The sequence below is a fragment of the Paenibacillus pectinilyticus genome (genome assembly GCF_001700435.1).
Lineage (GTDB): Bacteria > Bacillota > Bacilli > Paenibacillales > NBRC-103111 > Paenibacillus_E > Paenibacillus_E pectinilyticus.
This window is the reverse complement of record NZ_LYPC01000022.1, coordinates 407,349-427,190: the sequence shown is the minus strand read 5'-3', so window position 1 is coordinate 427,190 and position 19,842 is coordinate 407,349. Positions and strand designations below refer to the sequence as shown.

The window sequence follows — 19,842 nt, the reverse complement described above, 5'->3', positions numbered from 1 at the left end:
TACATATAAGGCAACAGAGGGATTATCCGATTCGGGAACGATAACTTGGTTAGGAGGCGTCATTATGGCAATACGGCCCCCCATCTTACAACGTGGCGATACCATTGGCATTGTTACGTTAGGTAGCCCGCTCGACGCAAATACGATTGATGCAAGAATTCAGACGCTGGGAAATATGGGGTTTCAAGTCGTTGTAGGCAAGTATGCTTACGCTTATGGGGGGATCGTTGCATCAACTGCGCAACAACGAGCGGATGATTTGATGTCCATGTTTGTTAATCCGAATGTCAAAATGATCCTGCCGACAAGGGGAGGAACAGGCGTCAAGGATATTTTGCCATTGTTAAACTACCCCATCATCAATAGTCATCCGAAAATCGTAACGGGTTATAGTGATATTTCAATTCTGTTGAATATTCTTTATCAATTCGCTAATTTGATTTCGTTTCAAAGCTTGCTGTTAATTGACTTCAACACGAGTACACCGGCCTATAATTTCGATCAATTCTATGCAGCAACTTCAACGCTAGTAAGCCCAAGAGTCATTACTAATCCACCTGGTATGCCATTGAATGGTTTAGTAAAAGGACATGTGCGCGGGCAAATCGTAGGGGGCAATTTGACTTCGTTTGTAGGTACGCTAGGGACGCCATTCGAAGTAGATACCAAGGGGAAAATCATACTGATTGAAGAGACGCATGAACCAACGAATACGATTTATCGCTATTTGACACAGTTGATTATGGCAGGTAAATTTCGAGATTGTGTCGGTATCGTGATGGGCTTATGTACGAATTGCTCTACATCCTATAATACCTCCTATGATGATTTAATCAATGGGATAATGGTTCCGTTAGGGAAACCACTTATGACCAACTTGAGTACGGCACACGGGCTTTACAAAGCGGCGATTCCCATAGGGGCCATGGCTGATCTGGACACGTACAATAATACGCTTACTGTCCTTGAACCAACCGTTACCGTCTAGCAAAATCGTGAAAGATGACCGAATGGGTGAAGAAAGGCCGGTATACACCGGCTTTTTGTTATCCTTCACTAGTTAATTAAACGACGTGCACCCCAATAATGAGCATCATAATAGGGTGTACCAAACAAAGTACTAATTTTCACTTCTCGCGTACCCATTGTACCTGCCTGAAGAATTTGGTTATTGCCAAGGTAAATACCTACATGGGAAACACCTGTCGTATAGGTTCCTTGCAGAAAAACAAGATCTCCTTTACGAAGATTGCTCTTTTCAACAGGCGTGCCTAGCTGACTTTGAAGTGCTGCAGAATGCAACAAATTAAAACCATTTTGATTAAATGCATACTGTACAAAGCCAGAACAATCAAAAGCGACATAGGGCGTGTTGCCGCCAAACACGTAAGGCACACCCAGCTGTTTCATACCCGTTGCAATGATCGCATCCGCTTGTACTTCCCAGCTTGCTTTTGGAGCAACTTTACTAGGGATTTTAATGAGAACGCCTTCATAAATATTATCCGCATTCACGCTCGGATTGCTTGCGATCAGTTCCGATAAGGGAACATTAAACTTCTGTGAAATGGACCAGAAAGTGTCAGAATCAGTAGCGACGTAGGGACTAGAAGTCGCAGTACTCACGGCAGTTGCTGCATTTGCAATGCCACCGAACAAAAGACTTGTAGCTACGATGGTTGATAAAATGATCTTTCTCATGGAATTCCTCCTAGTTGTTTAATGTTGGACAGTCCTATTCTATCAAAATGAAGAAACAGAGAATATGATCAAAATATGGATATAGGGAAGGGAATCGATATTTGTTTACATAACATTAGTTATGCAAACAAATCATATAACCTTAGATTAAATTTAATAGATAATTCAGATAATTTTACATAGTGTCTAATTTCAGATGAAATTTAGGCACAGTATGTATAATGAAAATCCTGAAAATCGCTATATAATATAACATATAGAGTTATTTAAACTTACAACTAGGTGACGTAAGCGTGAACGTAATGGAGGAGGAATCCGATGAGTTCTGATTTTTCCCGACGAAAAGTGGAAATTTCATTGGAAGACGTCAGTATGGTGTTCGGTAAAAAGGGGAGACAGGAAACGGTCCTTCAGGACATCACATTTGATGTCGAACAGAATGAATTCGTCTCTGTACTAGGGCCTTCAGGCTGCGGCAAATCGACGTTGCTTCGACTGATGGCGGATCTCCTTCAACCGTCTAAAGGTCATATTACGATTCAGAAGGATCACCCTAGAGAGGTGCGGCTGCGTCGCAAGTTCGGTATTGTTTTCCAAACACCAACCTTATTTGAATGGCGGAGTGTGCGCGAGAACATCGAGCTACCACTTGAAGTCATGGGCCACCCTCGCCATGCTTATCGGGAACTCGTCGACCACCTCATGGATACGGTTGGCTTAACGAAATTTAAAGATTATTATCCGTGGCAGCTCAGCGGCGGTATGCAGCAAAGAGTCGCCATCGCACGTGCGTTATCCCTCGATCCTCCCATCCTTTTTATGGATGAACCTTTCTCCGCTTTAGATGAATTTACGAAGGAACGTTTACAATTGGACTTGCTCGATATGAAGAGGAAAACAAATAAAACCATCGTATTCGTCACTCATAGTATCTCAGAAGCCGTATTCCTATCCAATCGCATCATCGTATTAACTGCCAATCCGGGTCGTGTACATGCGATTTACCCCGTACCCCTAGGGGAAGACCGTAACCTGCAAACACGAGAATCTCTTCCTTTTCAAAAACTAACAGCTGCCATTCACCATGATTATAAGGAGGAAAGTGATCCTTCTGAAGATCAATTAGGTTAAGTTACTCCCTACTAATTGAAAAGCAAATGATAGGGATGACTTCACCAATGTAGACATAGAAATATAATAGGAGAGCCATGCACGATGTCATTCGCGAGGGGGACGATGTATGACCGCAAGTGAAGATCTCGACCAATGGAATAAAGAGGACCTGCTCGAAAAAGATCGCAAATATGTGTGGCATCATATGACGGCCCATAATGAAAATCCGATGATTATCGCTTCAGGCGATGGAAGTTGGGTCACGGATATCGATGGGAATCGTTATTTGGACGGGATGTCGGGTTTATGGTGTGTGAATGTCGGTCATGGAAGAAGAGAAATTGCCGAAGCCGCCGCTGACCAAATGATGAAGCTCGCATACGCAACACTCGTACAAAGCCACATCCCAGCTATTGAATTAGCGGCCAAATTAAATGAGTGGCTGATCGGCGATTATCGTATTTTTTATTCCAATTCCGGGTCTGATGCCAATGAAGTTGCATTCAAAATCGCCCGTCAATATCATCATCAGAATGGGAAACCGAGTAAGTATAAATTCATTTCGCGTCATCGCGCGTATCATGGCAATTCCATGGGCGCCTTAGGGGCAACGGGGCAAGCACAACGGAAGTTGAAATACGAGCCGTTAGGTGTTGGCTTTCAGCATGTGCCCCCGCCATATTGCTATCGCTGTCCATTTGGGCAGACCAAAGAAACATGCTCGCTGCAGTGTGCCAAAGCCATTGAAAATGCGATCGTCTGGGAAGGTCCTGACTCGGTTGCCGGCGTGATTCTAGAGCCTGTCATTACCGGCGGAGGCATGATAATTCCTCCTGATGATTATTTACCGATGGTTAGAAGCATCTGTGATAAATATGATGTGTTGCTCATCGTGGATGAGGTAATATGCGGGTTTGGGCGATCAGGTAAGCCATTCGGGCATCAGAATTATGAGGTTAGACCCGACATCGTCACGATGGCCAAAGGGTTAACAAGCGCCTATTCGCCGTTATCGGCTACGGCGGTGTCCTCCGAGTTATACGACTCGTTCCAAGAGAAAGAGGCGACGAGCCATTTTCGACATATCAACACGTTCGGTGGTAATCCTGTTTCTTGCAAAGTCGCACTAACGAATCTTGAGATTATCGAGCGAGAAGACTTAGTGGGACGTTCTGCCGAGATCGGTAATGCGTTCAGATCAGGACTGGAACCCTTACAGGAACATCCGCATGTTGGGGAAATTCGTATTTTTGGATCAGCGATGGGCATCGAGTTGGTCGAAGATCGTGAATCGAAGATTCCCGCTTCAGTAGAACGGGTAACGAAGATTGTGATGGCTTGTAAAAGCAAGGGACTGCTCGTCGGCAAAAATGGGGATACGGTCCATGGCTTCGCGAACATTATTACGTTAAGTCCCCCTTTGTCCTCGACGGACAGTGATGTGGATTTTATCATCGCAACGTTACTTGCTGTTTTTGGCCAAGAAGAAGAGAAAGGATGATGTGAGTTGACGACAATCCCAAGCAAAGCGATTAATGCAGCTCGACTTCACGGACACATTCATGACCTCGCGCAGATCGGCAAGATTGGTGAAACCGGGGTCTGTAGACTTGCCCTATCCAAGGAAGATCGCGCCGGCGTTGAGCTTGTGAAATCGTGGATGGAGGAAGCGGGGATGGAAGCGTATATCGATCCTTTCGCGAATTTGATTGGTGTCTGGCGCGGAAGTGATCCTCAAGCACCGGTTCTTATGTTGGGATCGCATGTCGATTCGCAACCCTATGGGGGCAGATTTGACGGCGCAATTGGTGTGCTTGGCGCGATCGAAGTCGTACAAACGATGAGGGAGGAAGGCCTGCAGCCGGCTTGTACGATCGAGGTCGTTGCCTTTTGCGATGAGGAAGGATGCCGCTTCAATAAAGGGTTATTTGGCGTTCGAGGCATGACCGGAAAGCTAGAGGTAGATGAACTGGATCGTATGGACAAAAACGGCGTTACACGCCGTGAAGCCTTGTTGGAGTTCGGGTGTGATCCAGCGGATTTCGAGGGATATGCGTTTCAAGCTGGTCGTATTGGCGCCTTCTTAGAGCTGCATATTGAACAGGGGCCCGTGCTGGAGTCGCTAAATGAGCCAATTGGGATTGTCAGCGGAATCTCGGGTCCGTTATGGCTGACGGTAGAAATGACCGGCTTTGCAGGCCATGCAGGCTCCGTGCCGATGTCGATGCGTCATGATGCGCTTCTCGGTTCAGCCAAAATCATCGTCGCACTGAACGAACTTGTTCGAAGGGAACCAGGTGCACCAACGGTAGGAACGGTTGGCTCACTATCTGTGTTTCCGGATTCTCGCAACATTATCCCGGAGAAAGTGAGCTTCACGATTGATTTACGTGATATTGAAATCCGGCGCCGCAATGCGCATGAAACCGAACTTCTCAGTATTATCGAGAATGTAGCCTGTGAACATGGCCTCACCTATACGATTCGGGAGGATACGAATAGCGAGCCTCGCTACTGTGCGGACTGGATCAAAGAAAGTCTTCATCAGGAAGCTGCCCTCATGGGGATGAAGCCGCCCGAACTGATGAGCGGTCCATTCCATGACTCATTGGCAATGTCCCATGTCTGTGACTATGGCATGATCTTCGTCCGCTGCTTGGAGGGCATTAGTCACAATCCCAAGGAATATGCTAGTCCTGAGGATATTTCGCTGGGCACAGAGCTTTTGTACCGAACCGCTCGCCGCATCGTAATGGAGAAAGAGCGCTTCCAAGGGTAAGCTGATCAAATAAAGGAGGAGGAGCGAAGATGAGTACGACATTTATTTCTCTAACGGATTTGAAGCGTAATTTTGCCGAAGTGAAGTCGGGCATGAAGCCCAAAGAGGCGATTGAAGAATCCAACCGCTGCTTGTTCTGTTATGACGCTCCTTGTACGCATGCATGTCCGACAGGCATTGATATTCCTTCATTTATTAAAAAGATTGCCTCCGGCAATCTAAAAGGCTCTGCACGCACGATAATGGACGCGAATCCAGTTGGGGCTTCTTGTTCCCGCGTGTGTCCCACGGAAGAACTGTGTGAAGGGGCTTGTGTACTTAATCATTCGTCCAAGCCTATACTTATTGGCCAGCTTCAGCGCTACGCGACGGACTGGGCGATCAAGAACGAACAGATATTATTTAAAGCGGGTACCAGTAACGGTAAAACCGTGGCAATTGTAGGCAGTGGACCTGCAGGGCTCTCGGCTGCTCGGGAGCTAGCCCGTTTCGGGTTTAAAGTGACGGTGTTCGAGACGAAGGAGCAAGCTGGTGGCTTGGATACATATGGTATCGTATCGTTTCGTTTACCGCAGGAAATCTCACTCTGGGAAGTTGAGCAAGTGCGACAGTTGGGCGTCAAATTCCGCATGAACACACGTGTAGGTGTAGATGTGAGTCCCGCCGAGCTGTTAAGTGAGTATGATGCTGTTGTATTAGCCGTAGGGATGTCGAAGGTGCCGATGCTCGGAATTGAAGGGGAAGCCTTGACTGGTGTCTATAATGCGATTGATTTTGTGGAATCGACGAAAATTGCACCGGATCTCGATGAATCTCTCGTTGGTAAGCGCGTGGTCGTGATTGGCGCAGGGAATACGGCGATTGACGCAGCCACATGCTCGGTGAGATTAGGTGCGGAACACGTGCAGATCGTCTACAGACGAACCCAAGAGGAAATGACGGCGTATGATTTTGAATACGAGTTTGCGAAATTGGACGGTGTTGCTTTTCAATGGTTGACTGCTCCAAAACGGATCATTGGAGATGAGCAGGGGAATGTCATTGGCATCGAATGTGTGCGAATGGAGCTCGTGGAAACTGATGACGGCGGGCGCAAACGCCCAGTGCCCATTGCAGACTCCGAATTCCTTATCGAGGTGGATGCCGTAGTCAAAGCAATAGGCCAGTCGAGGCATATCTCGCTGATCGAGCAGTTCGGACTCGCGCATACGCGAGGGACGGTCACGCTTCTTGATACAGCCGCAGGTATAACGTCGAATCCGCAGGTGTTTGCGGCTGGAGATGTCATCTTCGGCGATGGACAGGGCGAAGCGATGGTAGTATCAGCAGCCCAGCAAGGGAAGCTGACGGCGTATGCGATTTACAAGCAGCTGGTGAAGGGCCATGAGGCGACGGCTTAAGCAGGGATATTAGAATCAGGAGGGATTCAGCATGGCTGATTTACGAACGAATCTAGCGGGTATTACGTCACCCAACCCTTTCTGGTTGGCCTCGGCGCCACCGACGAATACGGGGTTTCAGGTACAGCGAGCTTTTGAAGCGGGATGGGGCGGAGCGGTATGGAAGACACTAGGTGATCCGATTATTAATACATCCTCGCGGTTTGCAGCTGTGCATTTTAACGGACAACGCGTCGCGGGCTTCAATAATATTGAACTGATAACGGACCGTCCGCTGGAGGTTAATCTGAAGGAGATCTATGAGACGAAAAAGCGTTTTCCGAATCACGCGCTCGTCGTGTCCTTAATGGTTGAGCCCAAACGGGATAAATGGCACGAGATCGTAAAAAAGGTCGAAGCTGTCGGCGTCGACGGGCTTGAGCTTAACTTCGGCTGCCCTCACGGGATGGCGGAGCGTGGGATGGGCGCGGCATCCGGGCAGCAACCGGACCTTGTTGAAGCGCAAACGATGTGGGCGAAGGAAGCGGCTCAGACGCCGGTTATCGTGAAGCTCACGCCGAACATTACAGATATTACGAGCACAGCCCTAGCGGCAGTACGTGGCGGAGCAGATGCGATTTCACTGATCAACACGATCAACTCGTTGGCTGGTGTGGATATTGACTCGTGGAACACGATTCCGCATGTTGGCGGCAAAGGTTCACATGGCGGTTATTGCGGTCCAGCAGTAAAGCCCATTGCACTCCACATGGTGGCAGATTGCGCTCGTAATCCCGGCGTGAACATCCCGATTTCTGGTATTGGCGGTATTTCTAATTGGCGGGACGCGGTTGAGTTTATGCTTATGGGCGCTACGGGAGTTCAAGTGTGCACAGCCGCCATGCATCATGGCTTTCGCATCGTCGAGGATATGATCGACGGGTTGAATAACTATTTGGATGACAAAGGTCTAGCCAGTGTATCCGATCTGATCGGGAAATCCGTTCCTCGTTATTCGGACTGGGGGAACTTGGATCTGAATTATGCGGTCGTAGCTAAGATTGACACGGAAACATGTATTAACTGCAATAAGTGCCATATTGCCTGCGAGGATACCTCGCACCAATGTATCGAGCGGCATACGGACGATCAGGGGAAATCCTTTTTGCAGGTACGGGAAGAGGACTGTGTTGGCTGTAATTTATGCGCGATTGTGTGTCCGGTCGATGGGGTAATCTCCATGGTTGAAGTGAAGGGGACAGAAGCTCCGATGACATGGAATGAGCGTCAGGAGGCGGTTGCGAAGTTGTCCGATGGGAAAGATGCTGAGAAGAAGGAGGCTGTGTAGCCATGGCCAAGCTTATTAAGAATGGAACAATCGTTACGGCAACCGACCAATATCAAGGAGATATTCTTATCGAGAACGGGGTCATTACGCAGATTGGCCTTAATTTAACCAGAAAAGATGCAGTCATTGTAGATGCGAAGGGCAAATATGTGTTCCCTGGCGGGATTGATCCGCATACGCATCTGGATATGCCTTTTGGCGGGACTGTCACAGCCGATAATTTCGAAACAGGCACCCGGGCTGCGGCTTTCGGCGGGACGACGATGGTTATTGATTTTTGTTTGACGAACAAAGGGAAACCGCTAAGTCAATCGGTTGAAACGTGGCATCAGAAAGCTGCGGGCAAAGCGGTTATTGATTATAGCTTTCATTTGATGATTGCTGAGATCAATGATGAGGTTCTCGCTGAGCTGCCGGCTATGATTCAGGAAGAAGGGATCACCTCACTCAAGGTGTTCATGGCTTATAAAAACGTCTTCCAAGCAGATGACGGCACACTGTACCGCACTTTGCTGGAAGCGAAAAAGCATGGCGCATTAGTCATGGTTCACGCAGAAAATGGCGATGTGATTGAGTATCTGATCAGCCAAGCGCTCGAAGCTGGGCAGACGGATCCCATTTATCATGCGCTGACGCGGCCTTCACTGATCGAAGGGGAAGCGACAGGGCGGGCAGCGAAACTTACGGATCTGGCGAACTCGCAGCTCTATGTTGTGCATGTCACGTGCGAAGAAGCGGTGCAGCAAATTACGGAAGCGCGGAATCGTGGTGTCGATATTTGGGGCGAAACGTGCCCACAATACTTGATGCTTGATCAAACGTATCTCGAGAAACCGGATTTTGAAGGTGCGAAATATGTGTGGTCACCGCCATTACGACCGAAGTTTCATCAAGATGTGTTATGGAATGCATTGAAAACGGGCCAGTTACAGACAGTGGGCTCGGACCAGTGTTCGTTTAATTTTATCGGTCAAAAGGATTTAGGCCTTGGTGACTTTAGTAAAATTCCCAACGGAGGGCCATGCATCGAGGATCGCTTTTCTATTCTGTACTCGGAAGGCGTGGGCAAAGGGAGGATTACAATCAATCAATTTGTGGATATTATCGCGACGCGAAGCGCGAAGTTATTTGGTTTATTTCCTAAAAAGGGGACGATTGCCGTTGGCGGGGACGCGGATCTTGTGATTTTTGATCCCACTGTGAAACGTACGATTTCGGTTGAAACCCACCACATGAACGTGGATTATAACCCGTTTGAAGGCCTAGAAATAAAGGGTGAACCTGTGACCGTTTTGTCCCGTGGTGAATTCGTCATTTTGGATAAACAATTCGTGGGTGAGGCCGGAAATGGCCAATTCGTGAAGAGGCGAACATATGTTTCATCCGCATCAGGAGAGGCCGTTTCGAAGAAGGAAACGATCCGAGGAGGTGTGCCCAATGTCTGAATTTGAGCTATTTCAAGCGGAAAAGCAAAAGCTAGACGGATACGTCGCTCAGAAATTCCGCATTGTCGGCGTGCTCGAAGATCTCGAAGGGGCTTGGCTGGATCTCGAGCACCCCGGCGGTGAAACGGCAAGGCTGCATCTAACTACGGCGAATGCGAGGAAATATTACGTCAACGTGCTCTTATCACAGGGTCACTCCCAAGCTTAATGAATGTCTCCATGAATGTATTCAAAAGCATGTAGGGCAAGCTCGAGCGCGATGCGCTTCTGCGGCTTCATGAAATCATCTCCGAGAATAGCGGCGATTTTATCCAGGCGATGGTAGAGCGTCTGCCGCACAATAAACAGCTCCTTCGCTGTTTCCTGTTTGGATCCTGAGAGCGTCAGATAGACATGCAATGTACGGAGAAGCTGACCATTTTTCTCGCGATCATAAGCTAAAATCCCTCCGATATACCCATCGATATAGGCCGTTAATTGTCCGGTTTGCTTCAACAGGTAAATCAGTTTGTAAATGTGCAGTTCGTGATAAAAAGGCTTCGGGAGCAGCCCAATGTCCTTCTGGATGTCGACAGTATCCAAGGCAGAGCTGTAGCTGGCAGGCAGGTGGAGCGGATCGCTGACGGTAATGCCAATGCCGAAGATCGAAGAGAATAGGGCAGTCTCTTGGGTGAGGTCATTTTTTTGCAGTCGGTGTACCACACGTAAGATTCTATCATGGGCCGTAGTTGCCAACATTTGATTAATCAAAATGAATACAATCCGCTGTTCAAAGAAGGTTGGGAGCAAATGGAATCCTTCTCGTTCAAACAGGGAACCAGCGATCAATTGCTTTTGGAAAAGAAGTGATTCCTGGGATTTACCACCTTCAACACGAATTGGCGCCGTGTCGAACACGCATACAAGGAGTGGTCCGAGCTTCACGGCTGGCTTAATCGTCATGAGATAGTCGCGAATTTCTGGAAGTGAATGTTTGCCCCTCAGCCAGTCGGCAATCCAAAGGTCTTGTTTGTAGCGCGTTTTCTCCTCCATGTAGGTGGTGCGCATCATTTCTTGGGCGATGGCCGTTGCGAAACGATCCAAGGCAAGAATTTGAAACTCACTTAGCTCCTGATTAGCAGATAATAACAGGTCTGCGAACAAATGTTCTAAAGCGAGAATAGGGCGATGAGCCAATTTGTTTTTGACTTCGGGAAAATGAAACATTTCGCCATAAATCCATTTTTCATAAAAAGCAGCACCATCCTCCTTCGGAAGCGGAGGGACGAAGATGGCCTCGGCATCGAATGGGAAGAAAGCCACCTGTGCATGCGTAGTTTCATGAAGTAAGTTGAGCAACGGCTGTAAGCCTTTACCCGATAGCAGAAGCTGATTGAGCCCGGTGGAGAGGGCTTCTAGGTCGGAGACCATTTTGTGATGCTGATGAATAAAATAGGCATGTAAATCTTGGGTGATATCAATATATCGAACTTCTTCATGAAATAAAATGAGCGGGAAATTCGCTTCGAGGGCAAGTGACTTCAAACGTTCAAGCGGTTGTTTCGTATAGGTTCCGAGCTCGATACAGAGTCCAGAAGCACCATGATCGATTAATTGTTGGAGAAAAGAAAGACTTGTTGCTTCGTTATCCCCCCAACCAATTCCTGTACTAAGAATGAGTTCATTGCCGTTCAATAAATGACCGACTTGCGTAACCTCCATAATGTGAACCCAACGCACTTTGCGAGCTAACGCTTCTTCTGTTGCGATCGCCTCAGCCTTCTGAAAAAGAGGGCGCTGTAAAATATCGTGAACAGTTAATTGTAAGAGGGTTTGAACCATGGAAGATCACTCTTTTCATGTTAGGGAAGTTGACGTTCATTCGAGAGAATTGGATTGAGATTCATTATACAATGTGTCTAGTGAATTGTGGGGAATATTTAGAAAATTTCAGGCTGCCAGGAGATGAGCGACGATGAGGGAGCTGCAAAATTTAGTCAATGGCGTTTGGATAGACGCAATAGGTGGTGAAAAGGGTGACGTAATCAACCCTGCAACAGGGAAAGTCATTGCGCGCGTGCCACTTTCAACTGCTGAGGATGTGGAGCTTGCTGTTAGTGCGGCACAGAAGGCCTATGAATCATGGAGTAGAACACCTGTTCCTAAACGTGCGCGTGTGCTATTTCATTATTGGCAGCTATTACAGTCCCATGAGCAAGAACTTGCTGAACTGATTACGCAGGAGAATGGGAAGAGTTATAAAGAAGCGCTAGGTGAGGTACTGCGCGGGATTGAGTGTGTGGAATTTGCAGCGGGTGCACCTTCCCATATGATGGGTTCCACACTGGCCAATATTTCCGCCGAGATGGATTCTGAATTGTTTCGTGTACCGCTGGGCGTCGTAGGAGGGATAACACCATTTAACTTCCCGATGATGGTTCCCTGTTGGATGTTTCCGTTAGCGATAGCATGCGGGAACACGTTCGTCTTGAAGCCATCGGAGAGAACTCCGCTCACGGCAATGAAATTAGCATCGCTGATGCAGGAAGCCGGGCTTCCAGATGGCGTGCTGAATGTCGTGCATGGCGCGCATGATGTGGTGAATGCGCTCACGACGGCGTCTGCGGTCAAAGCGATTTCCTTTGTCGGCTCACAGCCAGTCGCTAAGTATGTATATGAGCGAGCATCCGCTGCAGGTAAAAGGGTGCAAGCTCTGGCTGGCGCCAAGAACTACCATATTGTGATGCCCGATGCTCACCTCGAGAAGACGGTGGAGAATATTATCATGTCTTCATTCGGTTCCGCTGGGGAAAGGTGTATGGCCTGCTCCGCTGTCGTCGTTGTCGGGGATGGCGATGCATTCGTGCAGTCACTGCAAGAGTCAGCAGGTCAGATGGTGCTGGGGAATGGGATGGAGGAGCAGGTGACACTGACGCCTATCATTCGTGATGAACAACGTACGCGAATTGCCAGCTTTATTGAAAAAGGAATCGCCGAAGGAGCGGAACTGCTGATTGATGGCCGAACGGTTGCTGCGTGCGAGGGCGAGGGCTTTTTCCTGGGAGCTACGATATTTGATCATGTGAAACCGGAAATGACGATTGCTAAAGAAGAAATATTCGGGCCGGTTCTATCGTTGTTCCGCGCGGAGGATTTGGATGCGGCGTTAACGCTCGTGAATTACTCGCGATTCGGGAATTCTGCGGTGATCTACACGGAGAATGCGAAAGCCGTGCGTCAATTCCGCGAGGAAGTTGAGGCGGGGATGCTGGGAGTCAATGTAGGCGTGCCGGCACCGATGGCATTTTTCCCATTCTCGGGATGGAAAGACTCCTTCTATGGTGATTTGCATGCCAATGGCAAAGATGGGGTTGAATTTTATACGAAGAAGAAGATGATGACTTCGCGGTTTTTTTGAGCATGTTGTAGTGAAGGAAAAACATAATGCATTCAATCCGTACCATGTCAAAACGATATGAACGACACGAACCGAAGCAGCCGCCGCAACGCGGCTTTTTTCATTTTACCCAAAGTGTCCGTTGTCGGGATGATGCCAATTTAGTATGATGGAGTGTACGTCAAGAGGAATACGGAGGACTCCATTTTTATGAACAAAAACCGCAAGAACAGCAACTCTATGGGACAATACCGCGAGTTGCTGGGCCGCTATCTGTTTCCCCAGAAGGGAACGCTGATCGGACTGACACTGCTGTTATTTGCTTCCATCGGGCTGCAGCTGATTAATCCGCAAATTATTCGCTATTTTATCGATACGGCTCAGTCGCAAGGGGCGATGAAGCCACTTTTCACAGCTGCGATGCTGTTTATCGGATTTGCGCTGATCCAGCAGCTTGTCTCAGTGATTGCTACCTATTTTAGCGAAAATGTGGGCTGGAAAACGACGAATAAGCTGCGCGTCGACTTGGCGGCACATTGTTTGTCTTTGGATATGACGTTTCATAAAAGCCAGACATCAGGATCGCTAATTGAGCGAGTGGATGGCGATGTGAATGCGCTTGCGAATTTCTTCTCTTCTATGATCATTCATTTGTTGGGGAACGTGCTGTTGATGGCTGGCATTCTCGTTCTTTTATTTCGCGAGAACTGGCTGATTGGAACGGGGATGGCCGTATTCGTTGTATTCGCGATCTACATGATTCAATGGATTCGTCAATTCGCGGTACCGGTTTGGGCAAAATGGCGTCAAGCGAACGCTGAGTTTTATGGCTTTATCGGTGAGCATTTGGAGGGAACAGAGGACATTCGGGCTAATGGCGCTGTGAGCTTCGTGATGAATCGCTTCTATACGATGCTTAGAACGATGCTTCCGCTGCGTGTCAAAGCTTTTCTCGGCTTTTGTGCAATGTGGAACATGTCGATCTTCGTGTTCGCTTTAGGGAATGCGATGGCTTTCGGGATCAGCGCCTACTTATGGCATGGCCATCACATTTCGCTTGGTACAGTTTATTTGATCTTCTTCTATACCGAATTACTGGCGAAGCCGATTGAGAAGATTCGAACGCAAATGGAAGATTTGCAAAAAGCAGATGCTAGTATCTCACGCATTCGAGCGTTATTCGCGATTCAATCGAAGATACAAGATGGACCAGGCGCTCAACTTCCAGCAGGACCGTTATCCGTTGATTTTCAAAAAGTCACGTTTAGTTATGATGAGGATCAACCGACGATAGATGAATTATCGATGACCTTGAAGCCTGGTGAAGTGCTCGGCTTACTGGGCCGTACGGGGAGCGGGAAGTCTACATTAGCTAGGCTATTACTACGATTTTACGATCCGCAAAGCGGCGTGATTGCACTCGGCGGGACGAATATCCGTGATTGCACATTAATTGAGTTAAGAAAGCGTGTCGCACTCGTGACGCAAAATATCGAAATTATCCAAGGGACAATTCGCGATAATTTAACCTTTTATGATGAGACAATTCGGGATGAGCAGATCATTGAGGTGCTGCAGGAATTAGGTTTGGGTGCTTGGTATGAGGCTATGCCGGAAGGCCTGGACACGGGACTTGCGTCAGGAGGAAGCAGCTTATCTGCGGGGGAAGCGCAATTATTGGCGTTCGCACGGGTTTTTCTAACCAATCCCGGGCTTGTGATCATGGATGAGGCGTCATCGAGATTGGATCCTTTGACCGAGCAACGAATGGAGAAGGCTGTCTCTAGGCTGCTGAAAGAGCGTTCATGTATCATGATTGCTCATCGACTTGCTACGGTTCAACGTGCGGATCATATTGTTATTTTAGATGCAGGGCGCGTTTTGGAATCTGGCAAAAGAGAACGGCTAGCCGCTGATCCGAATTCCCGCTTTAGCCAATTACTCGCCACTGGACTAGAGGAGGTGCTGGCATGACGACATTTCAATATTTAAAAGGACTGATCATGTACCGGCCTTTTCGCTACTTCATCAATGCCCTTGCGTGGACGATCATTTATTTGGCTCCGATTGCGCCGGGTCTCATCACGAAAGCTTTTTTTGATTCTTTGACGGAGAAATCCACGTTAAGTATTGGGGTTTGGGGCTTAATTGCCCTGCTGATTGCGGCAGCGTTAGGAAGAATATTGCTGATCATTGTTGGGTTCATTACCGATGTGCAATTCCGTTTTCGGATGGGGATGCTCCTGCGACGTAACTTGCTTGAGCATGTACTGAAGCAGCCCGGCGCACAAGCTATTCCGGTTTCACCGGGAGAAGCGATCAGCCATTTCCGAGACGATGTGGATCAATCGGAAGAAGCGGTCAGCTGGTCGGTCGATGTGTTTGGGATGACCGTCTTCGCGCTTGTGTCAGGATACATACTAATCCGCATCGATGCCCAAATGACTTTGCTTGTGTTTATGCCAATCGTGATCGTCATCACGGCTGCGCAATTGGCCACGGTACGTCTACAGAAATACCGCGCAGCCAGCCGAGAATCCACCTCGAAGGTAACAGGTGAAATTAGCGAAATGTTCGGGAATGTACAGGCGATTCAAGTCGCTGGCGCTGAGAAAAGAGTGATCGATCGCTTTCGCAGCTTTGGCGATTCTCGCCGAAAAGCGATGCTCAAGGATCGCTTGATGAGCGAATTGCTCGACTCCGTGTTCTCGAACTCGGTGAATTTGGGAACAGGCTTGCTGCTTCTGTTAGCTGGTACGAAAATGAGAGCAGGGACATTCAGTGTCGGCGACTTAGCGTTATTCGTCTATTATTTAACTTTCGTGACGCAGTTCATTACAAATGTAGGGAAGTTTATTACGTATTTTAAGCAAATGAGTGTTTCGCTCAAGCGGTTGACGTTTCTGTTACAGGGCGCGTCGGCGAAGGTGTTGACGATGGTGAGGCCGCTTTATTTGAAGAAGGAGCGGGTGGGTGTAAAGACGAGCGCGGCTTCCATGGTTGGTAAGGCTGTTGGGGCTCGTGGAAATGATTTGGTGGAAGTTCAAGGGCAGGAAAAAAGGAGGGGGCAAAAGCAAGTTCAAGAGCAAGTTCGAAAGCAAGATCAAGAGCAAGAGCAAGTTCAAGGTCAAGAGCAAGAGCAAGTTCAAGAGCAAGAGCAAGAGCAAGATGAAGTTCAAGACCAAGCTCAAAAGCAAGATCAAGAGCAAGATCAAGTTCAAGACCAAGCGGATGACGGCGTGATTGCTCCGCCGTTGCAGCGCCTAGAAGTGAATGGGCTCAGCTACACCTACCCGGAAACGGGTAGAGGTATCGCTGACATTCACTTCGCTATGCAGCGAGGATCGTTCACCGTGATTACGGGAACGATCGGTTCTGGCAAAACCACGCTAGTGCGTTCCCTTCTTGGGCTGCTGCCCAAAGAAGGAGGAACGATCGCGTGGAACGGTGTGCCCGTCGAAGATCCGGGCACCTTCTTTACACCGCCGCAGAGCGCCTACACCGCGCAAGTGCCGCGGTTATACAGCGATACGCTGCGCAATAATGTGTTGCTCGGGCAAGCGGAGCAAGGCGACAGCTTGCAGCAGGCACTGAACGCGGCGGTGCTCGAGTACGACGTCGCGCAGCTGCCTGGCGGGCTTGACACGGTCATCGGCCCGCGTGGGGTGAAGCTCTCCGGCGGCCAAGCGCAGCGGACGGCCGCGGCTCGCATGCTCGTGCGCGACGCCGAGCTGTACGTCTTCGACGACCTGTCGAGCGCGCTCGACGTCGAGACCGAGCAGAAGCTCTGGGAGCGGATGTTCCAGCGCCGCCGTGAAGCGACGTGTCTCGTCGTCTCACATCGCAAAACCGCGTTGACACGTGCCGATCACATCATCGTGATGAAAGACGGCCGCATCGAGGCCGAGGGCACGTCGGAGGAACTATTGCTTCGCAGCTCTACATTCCGCGAGTTGTGGTACGGGGATGACCGAAAGGCGTAGCTGAATTAAACTTCCTTTGTCGAAGTGAATGACAAATAAAGGAAATTGCTGCGAAGCCTCGAATAATAGAACCAACGGATGAGTTAATCTACTTTATCGTAGCACCAAGCACAATTAACGAAATCTACGCTATCGTAGCACCAATTACAATTAACGAAATCTACGCTATCGTAGCGCCAAGCACAGTTAACGAATTCTACGGTATCGTAGCACCAAGCACAGTTAACGAATTCTACGGTATCGTAGCACCAAGCATAGTTAACGAAATCTAAGCTATCCTAGCATCAAGCACTGTTAACCAAATCTACTTTATCGCTGCTGCACCCAACACCATATTACAACTCTAGCTAATCAGTACTTGCAACACTATTGAGCATTGGAAACCAGCGACGATATAAACTGTTAATTAAATCAAATGCATTAACTGTATAAACTACAGCTAAAAATAATAACTTTTCGCTGAATTACAGAATAACTGGATTACATACAGTTAATTTCAAGCAAATTCGCCGATAACTCCGAAAACAGCGAAATTAACTACATGTTTTCCATCTAAAGGTTGAAAAGCGGCGATTACACAGAAATTAGCTGCATGTTTTCCATCTATTACTGCCGGACATCCGCTTAGAAGCGTGTACAGATCTTGAAATCTCAAGCCGAACTCCCGAAGTGGGAGCAAGAAGCTTTTTTAGCTGGAAAAGCACGCCAAATCAAGGCTCTATATCAATTCACATCACCATAACCCACACAAACCCACCCGATGCTGCGACAAAAGGTGGGTTTTCTTATGCTTTTACCACCATCACTTACACAAAGGATGATTCTCCCTATGATCAACACGCTCATTCTGGTCTTCATTCTAACGATGATCATCCACACCGCAGAGACGCTCTCGTATTCGATCCGCTACGCAGGGGTGCGCTTGAATAAACTCGCCGTCGCATTGTCACTTGTCGGTATTGTCGTGCTCGTGTCACGGACAGCGAATCTCATTCAGGCGCCAATGACGGCGCATTTTGTTGATTTCGCCAAGAAGAATCCGACCTTCGACTTAGTGCATTATTTGCGGATCACACTGTTGGCTTCGTCTGTCGGGACGGTCATTGCCATCGCATTATTTCCGACTTTTATTAACATCAGCGCTAGAGTCATTGCTCGCCTTGAAATCGCAGGTTCCATTCCGAAGCTGTTCTCGAGTGTCACCATTGCGCAGTTGAAGAACACGCCTAAGTACATCAAAAAGCCGAAAGTAAAGCTTAGCCAATTCCGCTATTTGGGTATTTCCAAAAGATTTCTGTTCATCAACATCATCGTCACAGCGTTCTATTCGGTAGGTGTACTAGCCTCTCTATATACGGCTCATCTGCTGCCAGATCATGCGACGACGGCGTCACAGGCCTCGGGACTGATTAACGGGATTGCTACAATTTTGCTCACGATATTTATTGATCCACAGCTAGGTTTGATTACGGATAAAGCACTCCACGACGAAGCTCAGCGCAAGCAGCTTGGCAAAATCTACGCTTTACTTATGACAACGCGCTTCTTGGGCACGATGCTGGCGCAAGTATTTCTGGTCCCATCTGCCTACTTTATCGCTTGGATTGTTCAGTTATTTTTCCAATCAGCGTGAAATCCTTTCTTTCAGCCGTCTTGCTTGGTATAATAGCCTCTATCATAGTAGCGCAGCTAGAACGGAGATCGACCATGAAGAAGTTCAAGAAATTTTATATTGAAATCACGAGTGTATGTAATTTAGCTTGTACGTTCTGCCCACAGACGAAGCGCCAAGCGAATTTCATCAAAATAGATACGTTTACGAACATTCTAGATCAAATCAAACCGCATACAGATCATATTTATTTACATGTAAAAGGGGAACCCTTGCTTCATCCGAAAATTGATGAGTTGCTCGATCTAAGTCACGAGAAGGGCTTCAAGGTCAACATTACAACGAACGGTACACTTATTAATAAAAATAGACACAAGCTGCTCGATAAACCAGCTCTTCGCCAAATGAATTTCTCGTTGCATAGTTTTGACGGCCATGAAGGTTCTGAGGACAAGGAAGGCTATGTGACAAGTATCTTGCGTTTTGCGAAGGAAATCGTTGCGAAATCCAATGTTATTATTTCCTTCCGCTTATGGAATCTGGATACGGATAATCAGACGAATTTGGAACGGAATCGTAACCGTGAAGTGCTGGAATTACTAGAGAAAGAGTTCGAGCTCGATTACAAAATTGATGAGAAATTCGTCCGCGGAACTGGTGTTAAGCTGGCCGATCGCGTTTATCTGAATCAGGATCACGAGTTTCAGTGGCCAGATTTGAAGGCGGAGGAGATCGAAGGTCCTGGCTTCTGCCACGCCTTGCGGAATCAAGCGGGCATTCTCGTTGACGGCACCGTCATTCCATGTTGTCTCGATGGGGAAGGGGTCATCAATTTGGGGAATATCAACCAAACGCCTTTTTCCGAAATCGTAGAGGGAGAGCGGGCGAATCGCTTGTTTGAAGGCTTTTCAAGACGTGAAGTCGTGGAAGAATTATGCCGCAAATGTGGCTATCGGGAACGATTCAGCATGTAAATACTATGGCTCATTCCAACCAGCAGTAGGCTGGGGGAGTGGGCTTTTCATTTGACATTGGAGGGTGAGGCTTTCGGCAGTTCATCTCCATTTTGCTTTTACAACATTTTCATGAGATAATAGAAGTTTGAT

At 48.0% G+C, this 19,842-nt stretch carries 15 protein-coding genes; 13 read left to right on the top strand and 2 right to left on the bottom strand.

Features of this window, described 5'->3' with window-relative positions:
- The first annotated feature begins 64 nt into the window (after positions 1 to 64).
- Complete coding sequence (locus tag A8709_RS18225) at positions 65 to 988, top strand: S66 peptidase family protein (RefSeq protein WP_065853778.1); 924 nt, start codon at positions 65 to 67, stop codon at positions 986 to 988.
- Between the two features lie 68 nt (positions 989 to 1,056).
- On the opposite strand, the gene A8709_RS18220 is transcribed toward A8709_RS18225, so the two are convergent.
- The gene (locus tag A8709_RS18220; RefSeq protein ID WP_065853777.1) at positions 1,057 to 1,701 is read right to left on the bottom strand and encodes a C40 family peptidase; all 645 of its coding nucleotides are present in this window, start codon (positions 1,699 to 1,701) and stop codon (positions 1,057 to 1,059) included.
- A 318-nt stretch (positions 1,702 to 2,019) separates the two neighbouring features.
- Here A8709_RS18220 and A8709_RS18215 point away from each other — a divergent pair, with 318 nt between their 5' ends.
- The 7 genes from A8709_RS18215 (at position 2,020) to A8709_RS18185 (ending at position 9,973) form a co-directional block, all read left to right on the top strand.
- The gene (locus A8709_RS18215) at positions 2,020 to 2,832 is read left to right on the top strand and encodes an ABC transporter ATP-binding protein (protein ID WP_065853776.1); all 813 of its coding nucleotides are present in this window, start codon (positions 2,020 to 2,022) and stop codon (positions 2,830 to 2,832) included.
- A gap of 109 nt (positions 2,833 to 2,941) precedes the next feature.
- Positions 2,942 to 4,315 (top strand): aspartate aminotransferase family protein, encoded by a 1,374-nt coding sequence (locus tag A8709_RS18210; RefSeq protein ID WP_065853775.1) that lies wholly within the window; start codon positions 2,942 to 2,944, stop codon positions 4,313 to 4,315.
- A gap of 6 nt (positions 4,316 to 4,321) precedes the next feature.
- A complete protein-coding gene (locus A8709_RS18205) occupies positions 4,322 to 5,593 on the top strand; it encodes a M20 family metallo-hydrolase (protein WP_141692578.1) in 1,272 nt (423 codons plus the stop codon).
- A 29-nt stretch (positions 5,594 to 5,622) separates the two neighbouring features.
- Positions 5,623 to 6,993: an NAD(P)-dependent oxidoreductase gene (locus A8709_RS18200; RefSeq protein WP_065853774.1), complete on the top strand. Its 1,371-nt coding sequence runs from the start codon at positions 5,623 to 5,625 to the stop codon at positions 6,991 to 6,993.
- Positions 6,994 to 7,024: 31 nt separating this feature from the next.
- Positions 7,025 to 8,320 carry an NAD-dependent dihydropyrimidine dehydrogenase subunit PreA gene (preA, locus tag A8709_RS18195; protein WP_065853773.1) on the top strand — a complete coding sequence of 432 codons (1,296 nt, stop codon included), beginning with the start codon at positions 7,025 to 7,027 and terminating at the stop codon, positions 8,318 to 8,320.
- 2 nt (positions 8,321 to 8,322) lie between these two features.
- On the top strand, positions 8,323 to 9,765 hold the full coding sequence (gene hydA, locus A8709_RS18190) for a dihydropyrimidinase (protein ID WP_065853772.1): 1,443 nt from the start codon (positions 8,323 to 8,325) through the stop codon (positions 9,763 to 9,765).
- Complete coding sequence (locus A8709_RS18185) at positions 9,758 to 9,973, top strand: hypothetical protein (protein ID WP_065853771.1); 216 nt, start codon at positions 9,758 to 9,760, stop codon at positions 9,971 to 9,973. Before hydA ends, A8709_RS18185 begins: the two co-directional genes overlap by 8 nt.
- Here the strand turns inward: A8709_RS18185 and A8709_RS18180 are convergent.
- The gene (locus A8709_RS18180; RefSeq protein ID WP_065853770.1) at positions 9,970 to 11,586 is read right to left on the bottom strand and encodes a PucR family transcriptional regulator; all 1,617 of its coding nucleotides are present in this window, start codon (positions 11,584 to 11,586) and stop codon (positions 9,970 to 9,972) included. The genes A8709_RS18185 and A8709_RS18180 overlap by 4 nt on opposite strands.
- A gap of 133 nt (positions 11,587 to 11,719) precedes the next feature.
- Here A8709_RS18180 and A8709_RS18175 point away from each other — a divergent pair, with 133 nt between their 5' ends.
- The 5 genes from A8709_RS18175 (at position 11,720) to A8709_RS18155 (ending at position 19,710) form a co-directional block, all read left to right on the top strand.
- Complete coding sequence (locus tag A8709_RS18175) at positions 11,720 to 13,162, top strand: CoA-acylating methylmalonate-semialdehyde dehydrogenase (protein ID WP_065853769.1); 1,443 nt, start codon at positions 11,720 to 11,722, stop codon at positions 13,160 to 13,162.
- Positions 13,163 to 13,351: 189 nt separating this feature from the next.
- A complete protein-coding gene (locus A8709_RS18170) occupies positions 13,352 to 15,115 on the top strand; it encodes an ABC transporter ATP-binding protein (protein ID WP_084225098.1) in 1,764 nt (587 codons plus the stop codon).
- Positions 15,112 to 17,124, top strand: a complete 2,013-nt coding sequence (locus A8709_RS18165) for an ATP-binding cassette domain-containing protein (RefSeq protein WP_065853768.1) — start codon at positions 15,112 to 15,114, stop codon at positions 17,122 to 17,124. The genes A8709_RS18170 and A8709_RS18165 overlap by 4 nt, the downstream gene beginning before the upstream one ends.
- An 829-nt stretch (positions 17,125 to 17,953) precedes the next feature.
- Entirely contained in the window at positions 17,954 to 18,757 is an 804-nt protein-coding gene (locus A8709_RS18160) for a lipid II flippase Amj family protein (protein WP_065854069.1), read from the top strand.
- A 74-nt stretch (positions 18,758 to 18,831) separates the two neighbouring features.
- Complete coding sequence (locus A8709_RS18155) at positions 18,832 to 19,710, top strand: radical SAM/SPASM domain-containing protein (RefSeq protein WP_065853767.1); 879 nt, start codon at positions 18,832 to 18,834, stop codon at positions 19,708 to 19,710.
- Positions 19,711 to 19,842 lie beyond the last annotated feature (132 nt).

Excerpts from the sequence above, each read along its gene's own strand:
- A8709_RS18225 (WP_065853778.1), top strand. The coding sequence starts at position 65 with ATGGCAATACGGCCCCCCATCTTACAACGTGGCGATACCATTGGCATT.
- A8709_RS18220 (WP_065853777.1), bottom strand. The coding sequence starts at position 1,701 with ATGAGAAAGATCATTTTATCAACCATCGTAGCTACAAGTCTTTTGTTC.
- A8709_RS18215 (WP_065853776.1), top strand. The coding sequence starts at position 2,020 with ATGAGTTCTGATTTTTCCCGACGAAAAGTGGAAATTTCATTGGAAGAC.
- A8709_RS18210 (WP_065853775.1), top strand. The coding sequence starts at position 2,942 with ATGACCGCAAGTGAAGATCTCGACCAATGGAATAAAGAGGACCTGCTC.
- A8709_RS18200 (WP_065853774.1), top strand. The coding sequence starts at position 5,623 with ATGAGTACGACATTTATTTCTCTAACGGATTTGAAGCGTAATTTTGCC.
- preA (WP_065853773.1), top strand. The coding sequence starts at position 7,025 with ATGGCTGATTTACGAACGAATCTAGCGGGTATTACGTCACCCAACCCT.
- hydA (WP_065853772.1), top strand. The coding sequence starts at position 8,323 with ATGGCCAAGCTTATTAAGAATGGAACAATCGTTACGGCAACCGACCAA.
- A8709_RS18185 (WP_065853771.1), top strand. The coding sequence starts at position 9,758 with ATGTCTGAATTTGAGCTATTTCAAGCGGAAAAGCAAAAGCTAGACGGA.
- A8709_RS18180 (WP_065853770.1), bottom strand. The coding sequence starts at position 11,586 with ATGGTTCAAACCCTCTTACAATTAACTGTTCACGATATTTTACAGCGC.
- A8709_RS18175 (WP_065853769.1), top strand. The coding sequence starts at position 11,720 with ATGAGGGAGCTGCAAAATTTAGTCAATGGCGTTTGGATAGACGCAATA.
- A8709_RS18170 (WP_084225098.1), top strand. The coding sequence starts at position 13,352 with ATGAACAAAAACCGCAAGAACAGCAACTCTATGGGACAATACCGCGAG.
- A8709_RS18165 (WP_065853768.1), top strand. The coding sequence starts at position 15,112 with ATGACGACATTTCAATATTTAAAAGGACTGATCATGTACCGGCCTTTT.
- A8709_RS18160 (WP_065854069.1), top strand. The coding sequence starts at position 17,954 with ATGATCAACACGCTCATTCTGGTCTTCATTCTAACGATGATCATCCAC.
- A8709_RS18155 (WP_065853767.1), top strand. The coding sequence starts at position 18,832 with ATGAAGAAGTTCAAGAAATTTTATATTGAAATCACGAGTGTATGTAAT.